The sequence below is a fragment of the Empedobacter brevis NBRC 14943 = ATCC 43319 genome (assembly GCF_000382425.1).
Taxonomy (GTDB): domain Bacteria; phylum Bacteroidota; class Bacteroidia; order Flavobacteriales; family Weeksellaceae; genus Empedobacter; species Empedobacter brevis.
Window position 1 is genome coordinate 420220 of the sequence record NZ_KB908291.1, and the last position, 17131, is coordinate 437350.

Consider the following 17131-nt stretch of genomic DNA (forward strand, 5'->3'; position numbering starts at 1 on the left):
GTATTTTATTTAGTTGTTGTGTCATTTAAATATGATTTTGCTTTGTTTTCATCAAAGGGTTCGATGTGCACAAAAACATTGGCAATTTCGGGCATATGCAGTATGAGGTAGTCTTTCAGGGCATGGGCAATTTCGTGTCCTTGTTTGACATTTAGCTGCGGGTCGACCACGGCGTGAATATCGATTAGGAACGACATCCCAATTTTGCGGACGTAACATTTGTCAATGGCCATTACACCATCAACGTGCAGCGATAATTCTCTTACTTTGCTTACCATATCTTCAAAGAGGTTTTCGTCCATAATTTCACCCAGTGCGGGGCGGAAAATGTGGTAGCAGTTGTAGAGGATAAAACCGGCTGCAAACAACGCGGCCCAGTCGTCGGCATATTCGTAGCCTTTGCCCAGCCAAAGGGCAATGGATATCCCGATAAATGCGGCAACTGAGGTAATGGCATCGCTTCTGTGGTGCCAGGCATCGGCTTTTAACGAGGTGCTGTTCAGTAATTTTGCACGTCGGTTAACGACATGGTAGCTGATTTCTTTCCACAGGATGATTGCGCCCAGTACAAACAGTGTCCATGCTTCGGGCAGTTCGTGAGGGGTTCTCAGGTTGATGATACTTTGATGGGCAATGACAGTGGCGGATATGACGAGGAAAATAACAACGATAAACGTGACCAATGGTTCTATTCGTCCGTGGCCGTACGGATGGTTGTCATCTGCGGGGCGTTTGGAGTATTTGATACCCAGCAGTACGAGAACGGAGGAAAAAATATCGGTTGTCGATTCGATTGCGTCTGCAATCAGGGCAAAGGAATTTCCGAAAAATCCCGCCAGCCATTTGATAATGGCGAGCCCCAAACTTCCGAGAATACTGAAATACACCGTTTTTTCCGCCATAGCGGCTTTCTCTGTTCCTGTAGCCATTTTGTACGTCATTTGCTGCGTACAAAGTACGGAAATAATTTAGTGGGGAAAAATTTATACGGACGTTTTATCGCCAAAAAACGGATAAATTCTACCTCCTGCTCTGCTAATGTATTCGTAACCGGATGGTATAGGTAATCTGGCAAGGTTCTTGTCGTCATTACCGGAGTGATAACAATTAAAAATTAACATGATGAACAAGAAAATCTTACTTACCGGTGTCAGCCTGATGTTTATCGGCGCACTAATGTCTTGCAATTCGGGGAATAAAGCGGACAAACAAACGACGGAAACGGAAACAACGCAGGCAGCAACGTCAACGGAATTTGCAACGGGAACGTATAAAGGGACTATTCCCGTGGGCGAAAACGGAAAAGAAAACTACCATATTACTTTTAACACGGATTCTTCGTTTGCCTTGAAAGAGCAAATGCTGACGGCTGATAATAAGGTAGATGCTGAGTTTGATGCGAAAGGACAATGGAAATATGATAAAGAGGCGCAAAAAGTCTATTTAAAATACGATAACCTGATGGACCGTGTGACATCGTTTTCTATTATTGACGGAACGACTATACAGGTGCATAACGGCAGTATGGGAACGAAAGAAACGTCGGGTGACGCGTATAATCTTGTAAAAGAATAAATCGTTACAAATAATTAAAAGCCCTTTACCAATGCTGTAAAGGGCTTTTTTTATGAGGAAATTGTGATGATGGCCTCACAAGCCCATGGTTTAAACCATGGGCTGCGATTGAATTTATAAGAACCACAACAATGATATTAAGCGTAATCCTGACAGCGAGTCAAATAAAAAGAGATTATTTTAACCTCTTTATGTGTAGGAATATTATTATACCTCTTCCTGATTGTTTATCAACCTTTCGGAACCGGTCAGTTTGAACACGCCTATAAGTATTTACTCCTATTTCCGTATGCGCTCTTCACTGCTTTTTCATTTTGTAGTGTCAACTTGTTCGTAATGAAACAGAAAAGAAAATGGACACTTGGTTCGGAATTGTTTAAAACCGGTTTGATTTTAGTGTTGATTTCCCTGTTATCATACTTCTACAATGCCTTGTTTTTGAGCAAAGTGAAGCTGTCTTTTGAGAATTTTTTGTATATGTTTTTCTATACTTCGGCATTGGGACTGCCTGTTCTTCTATAGCTATTCTGGCACGGTATATTTATCTCAATAATCATAACAAACACCTGTAACGACCGTTCTTACAGCATGTAGCGCACAGAAGTCCGCAGTAAAACGGGAGATGCGCATCTTGGTCATGTTTTTAACGACGGCCCTAAAGACAAAGGCGGACTCAGTTATTGCATCAACGTGCATCGCTGAAATTTATCCTGAAAGAGGAAATGGAAAAACAAGGGTACGGCAAATGCATTTCACTGCTTACGCCAGCTAAAGGCGCTAAATAAAAACACTCAATTTTAGATACAATAAAAAATCACGGCAGTTAAGTCGTGATTTTTTTATGTGAGCTATTTATAATACAATTTATACCGGATACCTACATCATTATACGTATTTTGAGGGGTCGATGTACTTATGTAGGTATCTATAATTGTTTTCATATTTTTATGGTTTACCGCCTGAAAAATAAATTGTTTACAGTGTTTACTCGGTTCAAATCGCAACCCGATATAATACCGTTTATTTTTCTCTAATTTCAGGTTATATGGTTCTACGTTAAATATTTTTTTCTGCCCCAAAGAGGCATCTATTGTATAATAAATGTCGTTATCGGGAATGATGCGTAGAAAATTTTCATCAAAAATGAGTAACCTGCTCACGAACTCATCACACAGCTGTACATCTGTACTTCCGAAATAAAATTCAATCCCTCTTAGTAAAACATCCTTCTTTAATAAAACCGAGGTGGCAATTGAACTGGCAGAATGCACCCTTACCTGTGATAGTCGTCCTTTATTTTCTATAAACATCTTGTTTTTTTCAAAAGGTTTCATGTTTATTTCTGCAAGATGTATCGTGTCCGCTGTTTGTCCGAATGCTGCCAGGTTCCCTAAAAATATCGCACTGTTGATAATAAATTTCTTCATTTTTTAAAAGTTGATATAGGCTAACCATTAGGTTAGCCTATATTTTAATTCAATAGCATAAAATTAATGTTTTTAACATAGGATATCCGATATTGTTGCTGTTGAACGAACCTTTATCCAAAACACATAGTGATTACACACCTCTGTTACGACTGTACAACTAGTTCCTCCTCCTGTTGTTTCTGTATGACACTCAGTTCCCCAAAATTTACCAGCAGGTTCTTTAGAATCTGTTGATGATGCAAATAATAAAGTCAACGAAAACACTGATAGGAATGTCGCAATTAACATTTTTGATTTAAAAATTTTCATAATAAGTTAGTTTTAATAGTTAATATTAGTATCTAATTAATTTACTCCCATTTTATAAACCAAGCTTATCCTTCAAAAGAATAATCACAAATATAATTTATTGATAAGCAGACATATAAAAATAAACATATTTATTTTATTAATTCTTTAAAAAGAGATTTATTTTAAAAAAATAATTATATTAGTCAAATAATTTTATGATTTACAGCTGATAATAGTTTTTACAAAATAAAAAAGAAAGCATTTTGTCGAAAAATGCTATTATATTTTATCAAAGAAAGAGCTGCTAAAAACCAAAATCTTGGGTTAAATCCCACTTCTCTATAGAGTGTATATAAAGTAAAATCTATCTAAAACAAAAGAATAAGATGTCTTTCATTCAATGAAATAATCATACGTTTAATAGTCATAAGTACTATGACATAAAATTTATTAAAATGCAAAAAACAGGAAAATACGTGCCATTTATTATGCTAATTCTAGCAATAATATTTAATGCTTGTGCTAGTGATAATTATGAGATTGATAAAGAATCTATTAGCAAAAGTGAAAATTTAAATTCAAAATCCAGTATTGCCAACGTAAAGTTTAGCTTTGATACCTACGAAAGATTCAAGGGGAAACTGTTAGATATAAATAATTTAGACATCCCTCAAAATACAACGAGATTGGAACAAAATAATTTTATTTTAAATCATGTAAACGAGCATTACAATACAGCTATTGATTTTGATAAAGGTCTGAAAGAATCAAAATCTTCAAAAGAAATATTTAATTGGTTAACGAAGAACACTACTTTTAATGAAGTAGATGTGAGTATATTAACTAACTTTAGTTCAAATTTAGTATCAATGAGTTTTGATGATGCTGTTTTGCTTTTAGAAGAAGAATTGTCTGAACAAGAAATAGATGTTTTTAAATTTGAAAAGTATCAGTCTATAGTAAATGGTGTAAAACTTATTGAGTATCAAAATAAAGGTTTCTTTACTATACAAAGTAATGGTTGGGAATGTGCATTTGCTCTTGGTAAGTTGGCTCTTGCATCTGCTTCATTAATTATAGCTTGTAATCCACCAGCATTAGGAGCTACTGTTGGAACTGCTTGTTATCTTGCTGCTGCCAGCTTTATTGCAGCATCAGCATCTGTTGGACTGGCTTGTGGAGGAGATGATGATGATGAATAAATGATGAGAAAATTTCTAACAAAATACCCGGTAATTTACCTGTTGTTCTTTTGCTTATTGGCATTAGTAGCTGGTATAGAAAGTGGTGACCTGATTAAAAACGGATTACCCGAGCATAACGGAACAGCTTATTTAAAAATATTTGGCATCCTCATTAATGTCATACTGTCGTTTTACTTTCTTTCCGCCTTTATAAAAATAAAAAACAAAAGAAAGTAAAAAATTTCATTTTATAAAAAGGAGGTTATGAAAGGAAATGGACGTATAATCGGACTGTCATTTTTATTATGCTTCATCGGATTTTTAACCCGGGATTTTTTCCTGAGTTATTCCATGACAGCCATAACAGGCGAAAATATGTTATTTGACAAAAGTTGGGAATTGCCCTATCAAAGCTTTCCGTTAGCCGTTTTTATTTTCTCTTTTGGCATAATTCCTTTTTTGTATTTAATCGTCAAAAAGGTATGTAAATTAACCACTCCGACAAGCCAATATGTATCAATAGCTTTAATCATTACCTCCGGCTTACTGTTTTATGCTCTCAGAATACTGTATCTTAAAATCAAGGCGGCTAAAATACACGATCTGTTACAGCGGGCAGAATTTGCCGAAGGAGCCGAAATACCAAGCATTCGGTTTGAAGAAGTGAATTTAGAAATCTACCTTTTAACGGGTTTAATAGCCGGTACTTTACTCAGTATACTGATGTATAGAAAAAAAGCAGGCAAAGGTGTAGAGAAATGACGGAGTAAAGGGTAAATAGAACGTTAGGCATATATCAAAAATCCAGACACTGTCCGGACAATTTGTATATCAAAAAAATATAATCAAAACGGATTTATTTGATGATTTTACTTCTTTACATTTTTTAGAGAAAATAAAGTATATTCGTAAAGAGCTGTAATGAAATACGTAATTCTATGAAAATCGCTATCCTGTCTTTAATGTTGATTTTGTTTACAACATCTTGTTCATCACAAGAAAAAGATTTCAATGTCAACTATGAAAATTTTGAAATTAGCATCCCGGGTAATCCCGGTCCCTGGTTAAAACAAAATGGAAAATTCTATTGCTATTTCACAACAGACAATGATAAGTTAAGTTCCAGTTCGAACCATCATTTTTACATTCTAAATAAAAACGGACAAATTGAATCTAGGATAACAGTTCCTGAACAGTTACAGACTTTTTATTATGACCTTTATATAAAGAATGATACAATCTTTACAACAGAATACTATAACCAGAATACATTTTTCCTAGACGAAAAAAATAAAAGATGGGTAGAAACAAAAAAAGGGATTGACTTGTATTATCAGGACGATAATTATGAAGTTTATTCTCTGGATTTTGGAGAATGGGGCGGAGTTACTTGGTTTAAAGATAAAAAAAATGGGAAGCAATATGAATTTGAAGCTTCAGCTCCCATAATCAACAAATTAAATAATTCCTATTTTATTACACTTGAAAATGGAATCTTAGAAATTAAAAATCCTCAATCGCTTGAAGAAAGTAAAGAACCTTACGATTATAAAAAAGCTGTTCTTCAAGAAAAGTATTTCAGAGAAGGAAGCTATTCTTTAAAAGGAACAAAAACAATTTATAAATATAAAAATGACGACTATTTCAATCCAAAATTTTCATTCGCTACTTCTTTTATATCACATCATAAATTGTTTAATATTTACAAAGACAGTATTTCCACTAAAATAGGAATAATCGAGAATGGAAACTTAAAACCTGTCTATAAGTTCAAAGAGCAAATGATACCAATCCGCCGGAATTATGATTGGCGACAACCTATCCAAAACAATACCTCACAGTCGTTTCAATTTTACACAAAAGAGCAGAATAAATATGGAATTGTAGATATTCAAGATAATGTTCTGACTATAACAACTTTCCGGAATACTTATAAAGAAAGTGTATTAAGTAAAAGGGAAATGAAACAATGGTTTGAATATTATTTTAATGATTATTTTGAAAATTTTGAGAAATTAAAATTAGATAAAGTTGATTCCGCTGAAATGAAGGTCATGGCAACCGATATGACTCAAAACCATAAAATTTCACATTATCTGCTGGATGACAAAGAGGTTGAAACTCCGAGACTTTATAGAAAATATGAAGAACCTGAATTGAAATTGAATACTTCATATTACTATTCTCCAAAAGAAAAAATAGTTGAACTGATTCAATTTGAATGGACGGAAAATAAAACTACTGACAAATGGATTACCTCCATTAATGAAGACAATACCAACTACAAATTAAAGTTTGACGAAATCTCAAAATATCTCATCAAAAAGTTAGGTCAACCTAAACTTATAGATCATGGAACGCAAGAATGGGAAGTTAAAAATAAAGTAATTCAATTAGTTTATAACAGAAACCTTGTTGAGCTTACTATGTATAAAAAATAAAAACCGCAACCCTTACCACGTTAACGACGTTGCTGATGTCCTTCGTGGCATTGCCCGACAATTCAGGCTATGCCGGTTTGTTTTTTATGGCGATAAGTCCGTTGTTTATTTTTGTTTTTATGATTTGGACACTTCTTTTAGCAGTCATCAACCAAAAAAAACGTTTTCCGCAAATTAGCCGTCTCTCTTCTGTTCCCCTTATTTTTGAATACCTTGCGGCGACCATTACCATGTGAACGATGAGCAGTGATACTGTACAAGCGGAATTTCGCGGTGGCAGAAAATAATAAAAGGACACGAAAATTTTTAGTTTTAAAAATTAATCATTATATTGACTATCACTATTTTAACTAAAATTATTTACAATGAAAAAAGCGTTCTATTTTATATTCGCCATGTCAGCACTTAGCCTTAGCCTTGTATCATGTTTGTCGGATGACAAAAATAACAACCTGCCTGCAACTGAACAGAAAATTCAATCCAATAAGAATAAGCCTGAAAAAGAGGCCGCATTCTATGAAGTGGAAAGTGTTGTTGTGGATTATAAATCGGCAGAAGAAAAAAAATCGAGGTTAGATGAATTAAATACCTACTACCTAAACAACTTATACAATGAAAGTGATTTCGATTCAAGATACCAAGTAGCCGGAAGCAGTATTGATGATTATAAAGAAAAGAAAAAACTCGTATTAAAATTTGTGAGGGTTAATTTAGATGATATGAACTTTGACCAATTAGCTGCATTTATTGGAGCATATCCATTAGATTACAAAACAAATACAGAAGAGAAAAAAGAAAAGTTACTACATCAGTGCGTAGGGGGAACTAACGATAGTAAAACATTAACTTTAGACAGACCTACTGGTTTAGGTAGTGCTGCGGCATATGGTAAAAAAGTTGCCGATTTTGCAGCTGAATGTCTTGATGGAGGGGGTTGTATTGAAATATGTACAGCAGCATCAAGTATTCAGGCTAATGAAAACACAATAGTATTTGAAAAAGATGCTGACAGATCTGAATATATAGAAATGGTAGAGAGAACCAAAGAAATGGCAGCAAAGAAATTAAGAGATTTCAATAGTAAATTCTAATCAATTACTGTATATTAAATATACCGCCTAGATTTTTCCAGTTTTTTTATTTACTATTTTGTACAAAAACGAAGTTCCTTCCTGCTGGCACAAGTGTTTTGCTCGTGTCCATTATAAATACTAAAAAAATATAAATGGATAATCGGATAGATGAAACTGCACGGGCTCGGAAGACTCATGACGTCCGGTTACTGCACAGCTTTTCTGTTTGTATTCCTAAAAGTATCCTTTAGCCGTCACTATTTTTTCATTCTCTTAAATTTTTGTAAGTTAGTTTTATTGTACGGCTGCGTTTGGTTTAAAAGCAAAGCTCAATTCGATTTAGTTTACGGCTTTGTAAAATTTTTTCGTTAGGTAACCTGTTATAAAAATCGCGGATAGAGCATTAATAAAAATGAATATGAATTTACAAACAGAAAGATTAAATTTAAACCCTGTCTCAGAAAAGGATATTGAAGATATTTTCGCATTACAATCTTTAGAAGAAACAGCCCGGTTTAACACTTCAAAAGTTCCGGAAACCATTGAGGAAACAAAGGAAACAGTTGAAAAATGGATTATTGAAAATAAGAAAGATAAAGCCAAACAATTTACATTTGCTGTCCATTTGCTGAATGAAAATCAGTTTATCGGATTGATAGGAATGAATTTGGGAAAAGAACATTATAAAAACGCTGAAGTCTGGTTTCAACTCCATTATAAATTTTGGAACAAAGGCTATGCAACAGAAAGTTTAAATAAAATATTAGATTTCGGTTTTGAAGAATTGAAACTTCATCGAATAGAAGCCGGTTGTGCAATTGATAATATTGGTTCTGTAAGTGTTTTAGAAAAAGTAGGCATGTTAAGAGAAGCCCATACCAGAAAATTACTTCCGTTACAATCAGGATGGTCAGACAATTATGGTTATGCCATTTTATCAACTGACAAAAGAAAATAAATGCTTTCCGTTGCTCACACAAGCTCGTAAGCCCGCACTAACAAAATAGAATAATTACAAAAAAAGCTTCTCGTAATTGAGAAGCTTTTGTTAGTATCTTAAAAATGCTCAGCAGCATTCGACGATTTAATAAAAACAAACCCGTCAAAACATTTATTTAACTGTATAGGCTCCACAATAGTATAGGTTTCTTTTCCGGCAACAACAGGATTATACCCGATAAAACGCATTCGCAATGCTTCATTATACCGGTTGCTTTTATCCGTTTCAAAATCCACAAAATAATTATCGAAAGCAGACTGACTCATTTTCAATTCCCACGAATTCTCTAAAACAGCAGGAAAAGTATACGGTTTAAACAAGTTGTTTTTCGTATCCACATTATCGGTCATGGCACTGTACGATCCCATAGACGAAAATGTTGCCAGGGCGTAATAAGCAGCACCGTATTTTTTCTTTAAAAAACCACCCATACCCGTAATTAAAGTTGGCTGCAAAGAAATATGCCCGTTATGCGCAATCACAACCATTTTTTTGTTGTAAGCACTTTCTATGTTCATAATATTTTCAGCCATTGCCGCATCGCGGTCAAAAGTATAATCCTCTTTACTGGCACGATAAAAATTCTCAAAACCCAACTTCAGGTTTTTAAGCGCCAACACCGCATCCCTGTCCAGTTTATCCGCAAAAAGACTGTCAATTTTTTTCACAATATCATACCCCTCTACCCCATTTTTAATCAGGCTTTTCATATCCAGACTGTACGATGGATTGTTAGACTGCGTCCAGGCATGGTCCAAAACACCCGCTTTGTTTTTCAGATTGTCAACCAAAGAAGAATACGCCCCGTTACTTTTCAGCGCATTGTTCTCTAAAATAACCGCACTGTTTGTCAGGAAATTAATATCAAAACCCGTCACCACAATTTTGTCATCATGCTTTTTGTTATACGCCCTAATCCATAAAAACAAATCCTCAAATTCCTTTGTCTGCCAAATCGATAAAAGATAGTCCTTCATCACCTGTTTCATATCCTGTTCAGAATTTATCCCCTTATTCAAAAAATAAGAATCCCCAAAAGCACTTTCAAAAGCAAGAAGCCTAACATTATGTTTTGTCATCAACTCCTTTGCAATTTCACTTCGTATAACATTAAATTCCTTCGTTCCGTGCGTCCCTTCCCCCAGGGCAACAATCGTCCGGTCTTTTACCGTTTCAACAATTTTCTTAACCGACTTAAAACGTTCCTTTTTCTGATTATAGACCAAATCGACTTCAGTTGAAGCGATGTTTTGAGCGAATACGAACGAGGAGAACATCAAAAAGGCCGCAGCCAGCACTTTGTTTTTCATAATAGAGTGTATTTTCAATATAAGACGCCACATCCATAAAAAGGTTACACACCATGGTGAAATAAATTCATATACAACACTACTTTTACGTCAGAAATCTCTCTAACCAATGTTTTTTGGGGCGTGCCCCTGCGGGTCGGGCTATCCGTTACAAGTCCTCACTACGTTACACTTCGCTGTGGGCTTTCCACTCCTATCCCTCACGCAACACGGTTTAAATTTGGAAGTTCGCGCTAACGGAAGAAGCTATTTTTAGCGCTGTGAAAGTCTCTGTTTTCTGTGAGAAATAAAAAGCCCGCAGCGAATAAAGAAAAAATCAGCGAGAATCCGCGACATCAGCGGGAGATAAAAGTTAGCCCGCAGATGAAGCAGAGAACAATCCATAAAAAAGAATAACCTCATACAGTTGAACTTTCAGACTCGTGCCCTCACCCGTTTCTTAGAAAAGAATTCATATAAATATCTCTACATAAAGAGAAAAAACATATATTTGAGCTATAACCTCTTACACCTAAATCGTATGAAAAAAATCATTCTACTACATCTTGTTGTTGGCTGTATTCTCCTCGGATGCCTGGCATCCTGTACCAAACTCCAAAAAAAGCAAAGCGATTTGGTTTACAATCTTCATTCAAAATCATTAACCTTACAAGACACCTCTTATTTTATTTCTGTTATACACGTACTTGATAACGGGAAAAAAGATACCGCATTTGTCGAATTTGAAGACAAATTAACCCAAGTTCATTTAAAGACACTACCCAATTACCTCACAAAAGACATTTCAGGAAATTTTGATCAGCTACTGACAAGTACCAAACTGGATTTTGTGGTGCTTTTAGAACCAAAAGACACTAAAAAGGGTAGAAAGTTCTTTAAATTCAGAACCATTAACCCCGATTCCGTTGGAAATATTTACGGCCGTGAATGGTAGATAACAATTAACCCGGAAGAAAAAAAATGCTAATAATTTTTGTTAAATACATACCATGAAAAATTTTTTAAACACAACCATCAAATTAAAACATCTTTTAGCAATCCTTATTTTTGTCGGAATGGCAAAGTTTGGAATAGAAATATACAAGAGCTTTTATTATATGAACATCACGAAAAACGTTTCTGCAGAAGAAGCCGCAAATATTATAATGAAAGAAAAATACGAAAAATGGTGGTTGAGACTTTAACCACCGCCAATACTTTTTCCGTTAGCCACATATCGTCACATTGAGAAAAACCGCACCACAAAAGTATATTGGAGCGGTTACAGCAGGTATTTTAACGATTTTGGAAGGTGTCAGCCTGTACCCCTTTTTCGCTGCCAGCTCAACAAGGGAAAATAACACGGTATACCCTATTTTAGATTCAATCTATTTTACTGCGCACCAGTTATTTATTGCATAATTTAAGAAATATCCATTATATTCGCACAACAGCTATAACACGTAACAAAATATTCGAAAAGGTTACTCAATTTAAAAACTTTCGGATAGTTGGGTGTTGTGGGAAATATTACATCACAGAACTTTAAAAAATGCATACTACTCAATTTATCGAACAATTTAATCAAGCCTTTAATGAAAATGGTAGAAAGTTAATTCAAGAATTTTTTATTAGTTTTTCAAGATTTGAATATGCTCTTAAAGCTTCAGATTTTATAAATGGAAATGATAGAATAACACGAAACTGGGATGCTTATGTAGTTTCAATTTCAAGTATATTTGATCCTACAAAAAATGAAATTTTACAAGAATCTGTCAATTATCTTATTGAAAACCCTCCCAAAATCCAAGCGATAAATGAAAATGGTATAATTTGGAGTGATAGAAATTTAGATCAGAGCACTCCTATTGTTAATAAATTAAGGCTGCATATTTCTGATGTAAGAAATAATTTATTTCATGGTGGAAAGTTTAATGGAACTTTTAGCCCAGAAAACTCGAGAAATTATAAATTATTACAAAGTTGTCTTATAATTTTAAATGAATGGATAGAAATTAGCCCGAATATTAAAAATAATTTTAGCCAACCTATAGAATAATTACTGTTGCTAATATCGGTTTGGCGAAATGTGAGGAGAAGTTATAATTTGAACTTTTTGTAATATTTTGCCGCCGATGCTGTGAGCATTGGCTTTTTTATGTAACTTAGTCAATCTGCCGAACCGTTAGGCGCTATTATAAACGAAAATCCGATTATATTAGATTGAAAGCAAAAATACATGAGTGATTATTTAGACATATCAACATCTTTACATACAAATTCTCTAACACTATTTGTTGGAACGGGTTTTAGTAAATACATTACAAATGGAGAAGCCCCAAATTGGCTTGAGCTTTTAGTAGACTGTACAAAAGCTATCGACAAAAACGACAAACTACTTAATCAATTATTTAATTCGGACTCTTCGGGAAAAGTAAAAGAAGCAATTTATGACCTTACGATTTGTGCTCAGATTATTGAAGGTGAGTATCTTAAAAAAAGAAAAAACATTAAGGAGGAAATAGCAAAAATTATCAAAGGAAGGATAAATGAAAAAACAATTGACAAAAACAAACTAAAACATTTACAAAACTTTTTTTCGGCTCATCCAAACATAAATATTGTAACTACTAATTACGACACAATATTTTCTGACTTTGTGATTCCGTTTACGAGTCGAGTAGTAATTGAAGGAAGTATTATTCCTAGACTTAATTCAGGACAAAATATCTATCACATTCACGGTTGTACAAACAGACCTGAAAGTTTAATTCTGACTATTAATGACTATTATAACTTTCAAAATTCAAACAATTATTTTTCTAGGAAATTTTTTACGCTTCTCCAAGAAACAACAGTAGCAATTTTGGGTTATTCGTTGGGTGACTTCAATTTAAACTCTATTCTTAATGAGGTTAAAAACTCCAAAAACGAGTCTTTCCGAAGAACAGAAATATATTATATAACCAGAGATGAAATACCTGATGTGATTGAGAAATTTTATTCAATGACTTATGGCATAAAAGTTATTCAAAACACAAAGACAGATAGTTTTTTTGACAATATTGACTTGCAATATGACAAAGCAAAAAAACTAATTGATACTGTTGAAGATTTGAAAGATATTATGGCAGAAACTCATAGTTATACTGATGAGTTTTTAAAATTAAGAATATCACTAACAACAATTCTATTACAAGCTGCAAGTATGGGCATTGACAGTAGAGACAAAAAATTCATAGAAACTCTTTTTACACTTTTGAAAAAGAAGCGAGATTTTACTAGAGAAGATAATGCATGGGTACAATACGAACACCTCGCAGACTGGCTAATCGAAATTGCTTCAATTATTCTTATCAAAGGAACTGAATATGAAACAGAGTTTTGTGAAATTTCTAAGTATTCACTTAGTTATTCTAGCCGTAAATTATACAAAGGCTATTCATGGCATGCATGGGAGTCGTGGCATAATCGTTGGCATGAGATGAAGTTGGATAATCAACTTATGTTAGAAGATATAATTAAAAACAACACGTGGACTTCATATTTAGAAATACCAGCAATTATAGAATAACACACCTAACAAGAGTTTGACGCAATGGAGGATTAAGTCTAAATTGAAACTTTTCGCTTCAATATCCACCAATTCGTAAATCCCCGAATCGTTAGCAAAAATTATAAAAACAAAGAACACTAACCATTTTTATGAAAGAAAACAAAATTATTGCAGAAAAAAAAGAGTTAAATTTTATATTCTCAGATTTTTGGTTTTTAATCCCAGAATATCAAAGATCATACGTATGGGATACTGATAATATTCAAGATTTACTAGATGATTTATGGTTCGCCTACTTAAACAAATCGGAAAGCGAATATTTTTTAGGTTCACTTGTTTTAAAGAAAACTACTGAAACTAAATTTAATGAATTTGAAGTATTAGATGGTCAACAAAGATTAACAACTTTCTTTATATTAATGTCTGTTTTAAGAGATTCTTCGAACAATCAAGATTTGAAAGATGCATGTCAAGATAGAATTTTCCAAAAAGAAAACAAGTATAAAGGGATTCCTGAACGTATTAGAATTGAATACAAAATAAGAGATAATGTAGATCATTTTATTAAAAATTATATACTTGAGAAAGGAGGAACTTTAAAAAAGGATATTCTTTCGTTAATCGATAGTAAAAATGTTTCTATCTCACATATGGCAAATGCTATAGAAACTATGAAAACTTTTTTTAAGGAAAAAAGTGAAAAGGAAATTGAGGACTTCGGTGTATTTCTAGGGTTAAAACTAATTTTCATATATGTTTCCACAGAAAACCGTGAAGATGCATTTAGAATGTTCACTATCTTAAATAACAGAGGAATTCCTTTAACAAGTGCAGATATTTTAAAGTCAATAAATATTGGAGAAATTTCAGATGAAAAAGAAAGAGAAAAATATGCAAAAAAATGGGAAGAAATTGAAGGAGAATTAGGAAACGATTTTGATAGATTTTTATCATTTATTAGAACAATAATTGTCAAAGAAAAAGCCAGACTAAATTTGTTAGATGAATTTGAAGATAATATTTATAAAAAAGAATTTCTTAAGAAAGGTAAAGAAACTATTGATTTAGTTAATGAGTATAAAAATATTTATGATATAATCATTAAATTGAATACCTCAGATAATCTTTCAAATGAATATAAAAATCTTCTAACAATAATGGATATTGGACTTCCATCTGGCGATTGGATTCCATCAGTACTTTTATATTTCAAAAAATTTGGAGATAATAAATTATTTGAATTTTTAAAAAAGGTTGATTACAAGTTTAGTTCTGATTGGATCCTGCAATTTACTCCAACACAAAGGATTGATAACATGAATTCGATACTTAAAATCATCGAGTTGAGTAATACTCCAGATGAAGTTTTAAATAACAGCAAGCTTTTTACTGTCAATAAAGAATCTTTGGAATCTATACTTAGAGATGACATCTATGGAAGGAGATTTACAAGATATATACTTTTGAAGTATGAATATTTGTTAGGTGATAATACTGTTCACCTTTCAAACTATAAAACAATAAGTGTAGAGCATATTTTACCTCAAAATCCTGTTGAAACTAGTGAATGGAAAAAAATATTTAATGAAGAAGATCGAGAGAAATTGACCCACAAATTAGGTAATTTAATATTGATAAGTAAAAAGAAGAATTCTTTACTTAGTAACTTAGATTTTTCAGAAAAAAAGAATAGATATTTTAATGGCAGAATAGATATATTTCCAAGTGGAAAAATTTTCACAAAGCAAATTGATTGGAATCCTGCTTTAATTAATGAAAGGCAGGATACTATGATTTCAGAACTTGTAAAATAACTTCTGCTAACAAGGTATTAGCGAAATAGCGGTTTAATTCAAATTTTGCAAACCCTTCCCTCCTATTATTACCAATTTACAAACAGGAACAAAAACAAACAAAAAGGTCGTTGCATTGCAACGACCTTTTTACCATTATAATGTTATTTTGTAATACTCTTCGTATTTCGTAGAATTAACGCTGTCGAAAGTGATGTCGTTAATCGTATACGCATTGCAGTTGGCGACTTTAGAGGAAGCAATATGAAAGTTAAAAAGCTTTAGATTGGTTATAAACATAAATTCCTGAGTACCGTCGTACCTGCTAATGGCTGGGTGTAAGACTACCCTATTGTTTACCACCTTGTTTCCGTTGATGCCAACATGATAATTCGCATTTACTATTTTGTTTATAGCAATGTTGGAAGCATTTATACTACCGTTTTCGATTAAGTTTTCGTTATTGCTGTTGACAAATTCAAAAATAATCTCTTTCGATGGTTCATAGCAATCGTCTTCATTACAGGAAAAAAATAAGGCGGAAAATAATAAAGAAAGTACGACAGCTGTTTTACGTGTTACGTAGTTATGTTTTTGCATGGGTAGTGTTTTTTCAAAGAAACCAAAAATATATAAAACCACCATTTTTTTTAATAATAATTCTCCATACAGTGATTTGTTATGATTGTACTTTACTAAAAGTGCTACTTAAAATCTTTAAAAACGCATCTTAAACACACAGCGTAGATTGTGCTTTTTATCCATAGATTATCAGGCTTATTCTGAAATAGAACTATTTTTATAAAACAGTTAATAGGATTAATTTCTATTGCTCTGTAAAAGAGATTATATATATGAAAAAATAATTTTACTAAGTCCTGCTAAAAATGGTGGTTAAAGTTTTAACTACCGCCAATGCTTTTTCCGTTAGCCACATATTGTCACATTGGGAAAACCGCACCAAAAGTGTATTGGAACGGTTACAGCAGGTATTTAAAGATTTGGAAGGTCAGCCTGTACCCCTTGGCTGCCAGATAAACAAGGGAGTATAACTCTGTAAAACCTATTTTAGATTCAATCTATTTTACTGCACACCAGTTATTTATTGTATAGTTTAAGAAATATCCATTATATTTACACAATAACTATAACACGTAACAAAATACGCTAATTTTAACAAAATATTCGAAAATATTACTCAATTTAAAAGCTTTCGGATATTTGGGTGTTGTGCGTCATCAATGTGTAGAAACCGAAAAAAAAGGATTTTAAATTGTTATGTCAATAACTAAATTAAATCTTTGTAGAATTTATAAATATCTTCGTTTGGTTAAAACATTTTAGATGTGCAAAAAGAGATAAAATATAGTGAAGGATTTTTTTATATTGGTTATTGTGAAAACTCTCAAAATATATCCGTTTATGAAAATTAAACGAAACTTCTAAGAGTTTATAGTTAAACCAAATATTGAAATGACAGAACGTAAATTAAATAATTA

Annotated in this window: 17 protein-coding genes and 1 pseudogene; 13 read left to right on the top strand and 5 right to left on the bottom strand. The window is 33.0% G+C overall.

Annotation, left to right across the window (positions count from 1 at the left end):
* Positions 1-5: 5 nt before the first annotated feature.
* The gene (locus H277_RS0102200; protein WP_019973934.1) at positions 6-929 is read right to left on the bottom strand and encodes a cation diffusion facilitator family transporter; all 924 of its coding nucleotides are present in this window, start codon (positions 927-929) and stop codon (positions 6-8) included.
* Positions 930-1176: 247 nt separating this feature from the next.
* On the opposite strand from H277_RS0102200, the gene H277_RS0102205 reads away from it, so the two are divergent.
* Together H277_RS0102205 and H277_RS19910 are read left to right on the top strand one after the other, a co-directional pair.
* Entirely contained in the window at positions 1177-1575 is a 399-nt protein-coding gene (locus H277_RS0102205; protein WP_169337506.1) for a copper resistance protein NlpE N-terminal domain-containing protein, read from the top strand.
* A gap of 594 nt (positions 1576-2169) precedes the next feature.
* Positions 2170-2360 (top strand): annotated as a pseudogene (locus H277_RS19910) (peptide-methionine (R)-S-oxide reductase); the annotation flags it as partial.
* Between the two features lie 63 nt (positions 2361-2423).
* Here the strand turns inward: H277_RS19910 and H277_RS0102215 are convergent.
* Both H277_RS0102215 and H277_RS0102220 read right to left on the bottom strand, forming a co-directional pair.
* Positions 2424-3002, bottom strand: coding sequence for a hypothetical protein (locus H277_RS0102215; RefSeq protein ID WP_019973937.1), 579 nt, complete (start codon positions 3000-3002; stop codon positions 2424-2426).
* A gap of 72 nt (positions 3003-3074) precedes the next feature.
* The gene (locus H277_RS0102220) at positions 3075-3314 is read right to left on the bottom strand and encodes a hypothetical protein (protein ID WP_019973938.1); all 240 of its coding nucleotides are present in this window, start codon (positions 3312-3314) and stop codon (positions 3075-3077) included.
* Between the two features lie 437 nt (positions 3315-3751).
* Here H277_RS0102220 and H277_RS0102225 point away from each other — a divergent pair, with 437 nt between their 5' ends.
* From H277_RS0102225 to H277_RS0102250, 6 genes are all read left to right on the top strand, one after another.
* The gene (locus H277_RS0102225; RefSeq protein ID WP_019973939.1) at positions 3752-4498 is read left to right on the top strand and encodes a hypothetical protein; all 747 of its coding nucleotides are present in this window, start codon (positions 3752-3754) and stop codon (positions 4496-4498) included.
* Between the two features lie 246 nt (positions 4499-4744).
* Entirely contained in the window at positions 4745-5242 is a 498-nt protein-coding gene (locus H277_RS0102230) for a hypothetical protein (protein ID WP_146810342.1), read from the top strand.
* A 176-nt stretch (positions 5243-5418) separates the two neighbouring features.
* A complete protein-coding gene (locus H277_RS0102235) occupies positions 5419-6921 on the top strand; it encodes a hypothetical protein (RefSeq protein ID WP_019973941.1) in 1503 nt (500 codons plus the stop codon).
* A gap of 35 nt (positions 6922-6956) precedes the next feature.
* A complete protein-coding gene (locus H277_RS0102240; protein ID WP_019973942.1) occupies positions 6957-7157 on the top strand; it encodes a hypothetical protein in 201 nt (66 codons plus the stop codon).
* Positions 7158-7286: 129 nt separating this feature from the next.
* Positions 7287-8012: a hypothetical protein gene (locus H277_RS0102245; protein ID WP_146810340.1), complete on the top strand. Its 726-nt coding sequence runs from the start codon at positions 7287-7289 to the stop codon at positions 8010-8012.
* Positions 8013-8406: 394 nt separating this feature from the next.
* Positions 8407-8952 (top strand): GNAT family N-acetyltransferase, encoded by a 546-nt coding sequence (locus H277_RS0102250; protein ID WP_019973944.1) that lies wholly within the window; start codon positions 8407-8409, stop codon positions 8950-8952.
* A 98-nt stretch (positions 8953-9050) separates the two neighbouring features.
* Here the strand turns inward: H277_RS0102250 and H277_RS0102255 are convergent, their stop codons facing one another.
* A complete protein-coding gene (locus H277_RS0102255; RefSeq protein WP_026357362.1) occupies positions 9051-10304 on the bottom strand; it encodes an erythromycin esterase family protein in 1254 nt (417 codons plus the stop codon).
* A 613-nt stretch (positions 10305-10917) separates the two neighbouring features.
* Here H277_RS0102255 and H277_RS0102260 point away from each other — a divergent pair.
* The 5 genes from H277_RS0102260 to H277_RS0102285 all read left to right on the top strand — a co-directional run bounded on the left by H277_RS0102260 (position 10918) and on the right by H277_RS0102285 (position 15653).
* On the top strand, positions 10918-11238 hold the full coding sequence (locus H277_RS0102260) for a hypothetical protein (RefSeq protein ID WP_221406888.1): 321 nt from the start codon (positions 10918-10920) through the stop codon (positions 11236-11238).
* Between the two features lie 55 nt (positions 11239-11293).
* On the top strand, positions 11294-11488 hold the full coding sequence (locus H277_RS0102265; protein WP_019973947.1) for a hypothetical protein: 195 nt from the start codon (positions 11294-11296) through the stop codon (positions 11486-11488).
* Positions 11489-11835: 347 nt separating this feature from the next.
* Entirely contained in the window at positions 11836-12342 is a 507-nt protein-coding gene (locus tag H277_RS18485) for a hypothetical protein (RefSeq protein WP_019973949.1), read from the top strand.
* A gap of 180 nt (positions 12343-12522) precedes the next feature.
* Positions 12523-13857, top strand: coding sequence for an SIR2 family NAD-dependent protein deacylase (locus tag H277_RS0102280; protein WP_019973950.1), 1335 nt, complete (start codon positions 12523-12525; stop codon positions 13855-13857).
* A 131-nt stretch (positions 13858-13988) separates the two neighbouring features.
* Positions 13989-15653 (top strand): DUF262 domain-containing protein, encoded by a 1665-nt coding sequence (locus H277_RS0102285; protein WP_019973951.1) that lies wholly within the window; start codon positions 13989-13991, stop codon positions 15651-15653.
* A 135-nt stretch (positions 15654-15788) separates the two neighbouring features.
* On the opposite strand, the gene H277_RS0102290 is transcribed toward H277_RS0102285, so the two are convergent.
* Complete coding sequence (locus H277_RS0102290; protein WP_019973952.1) at positions 15789-16232, bottom strand: hypothetical protein; 444 nt, start codon at positions 16230-16232, stop codon at positions 15789-15791.
* Positions 16233-17131 lie beyond the last annotated feature (899 nt).

Bases quoted from the DNA above. Each gene is read 5' to 3' on its own strand.
- H277_RS0102200 (WP_019973934.1), bottom strand. From the start codon at position 929: ATGGCTACAGGAACAGAGAAAGCCGCTATGGCGGAAAAAACGGTGTAT.
- H277_RS0102205 (WP_169337506.1), top strand. From the start codon at position 1,177: ATGTCTTGCAATTCGGGGAATAAAGCGGACAAACAAACGACGGAAACG.
- H277_RS0102215 (WP_019973937.1), bottom strand. From the start codon at position 3,002: ATGAAGAAATTTATTATCAACAGTGCGATATTTTTAGGGAACCTGGCA.
- H277_RS0102220 (WP_019973938.1), bottom strand. From the start codon at position 3,314: ATGAAAATTTTTAAATCAAAAATGTTAATTGCGACATTCCTATCAGTG.
- H277_RS0102225 (WP_019973939.1), top strand. From the start codon at position 3,752: ATGCAAAAAACAGGAAAATACGTGCCATTTATTATGCTAATTCTAGCA.
- H277_RS0102230 (WP_146810342.1), top strand. From the start codon at position 4,745: ATGAAAGGAAATGGACGTATAATCGGACTGTCATTTTTATTATGCTTC.
- H277_RS0102235 (WP_019973941.1), top strand. From the start codon at position 5,419: ATGAAAATCGCTATCCTGTCTTTAATGTTGATTTTGTTTACAACATCT.
- H277_RS0102240 (WP_019973942.1), top strand. From the start codon at position 6,957: ATGTCCTTCGTGGCATTGCCCGACAATTCAGGCTATGCCGGTTTGTTT.
- H277_RS0102245 (WP_146810340.1), top strand. From the start codon at position 7,287: ATGAAAAAAGCGTTCTATTTTATATTCGCCATGTCAGCACTTAGCCTT.
- H277_RS0102250 (WP_019973944.1), top strand. From the start codon at position 8,407: ATGAATATGAATTTACAAACAGAAAGATTAAATTTAAACCCTGTCTCA.
- H277_RS0102255 (WP_026357362.1), bottom strand. From the start codon at position 10,304: ATGAAAAACAAAGTGCTGGCTGCGGCCTTTTTGATGTTCTCCTCGTTC.
- H277_RS0102265 (WP_019973947.1), top strand. From the start codon at position 11,294: ATGAAAAATTTTTTAAACACAACCATCAAATTAAAACATCTTTTAGCA.
- H277_RS18485 (WP_019973949.1), top strand. From the start codon at position 11,836: ATGCATACTACTCAATTTATCGAACAATTTAATCAAGCCTTTAATGAA.
- H277_RS0102280 (WP_019973950.1), top strand. From the start codon at position 12,523: ATGAGTGATTATTTAGACATATCAACATCTTTACATACAAATTCTCTA.
- H277_RS0102285 (WP_019973951.1), top strand. From the start codon at position 13,989: ATGAAAGAAAACAAAATTATTGCAGAAAAAAAAGAGTTAAATTTTATA.
- H277_RS0102290 (WP_019973952.1), bottom strand. From the start codon at position 16,232: ATGCAAAAACATAACTACGTAACACGTAAAACAGCTGTCGTACTTTCT.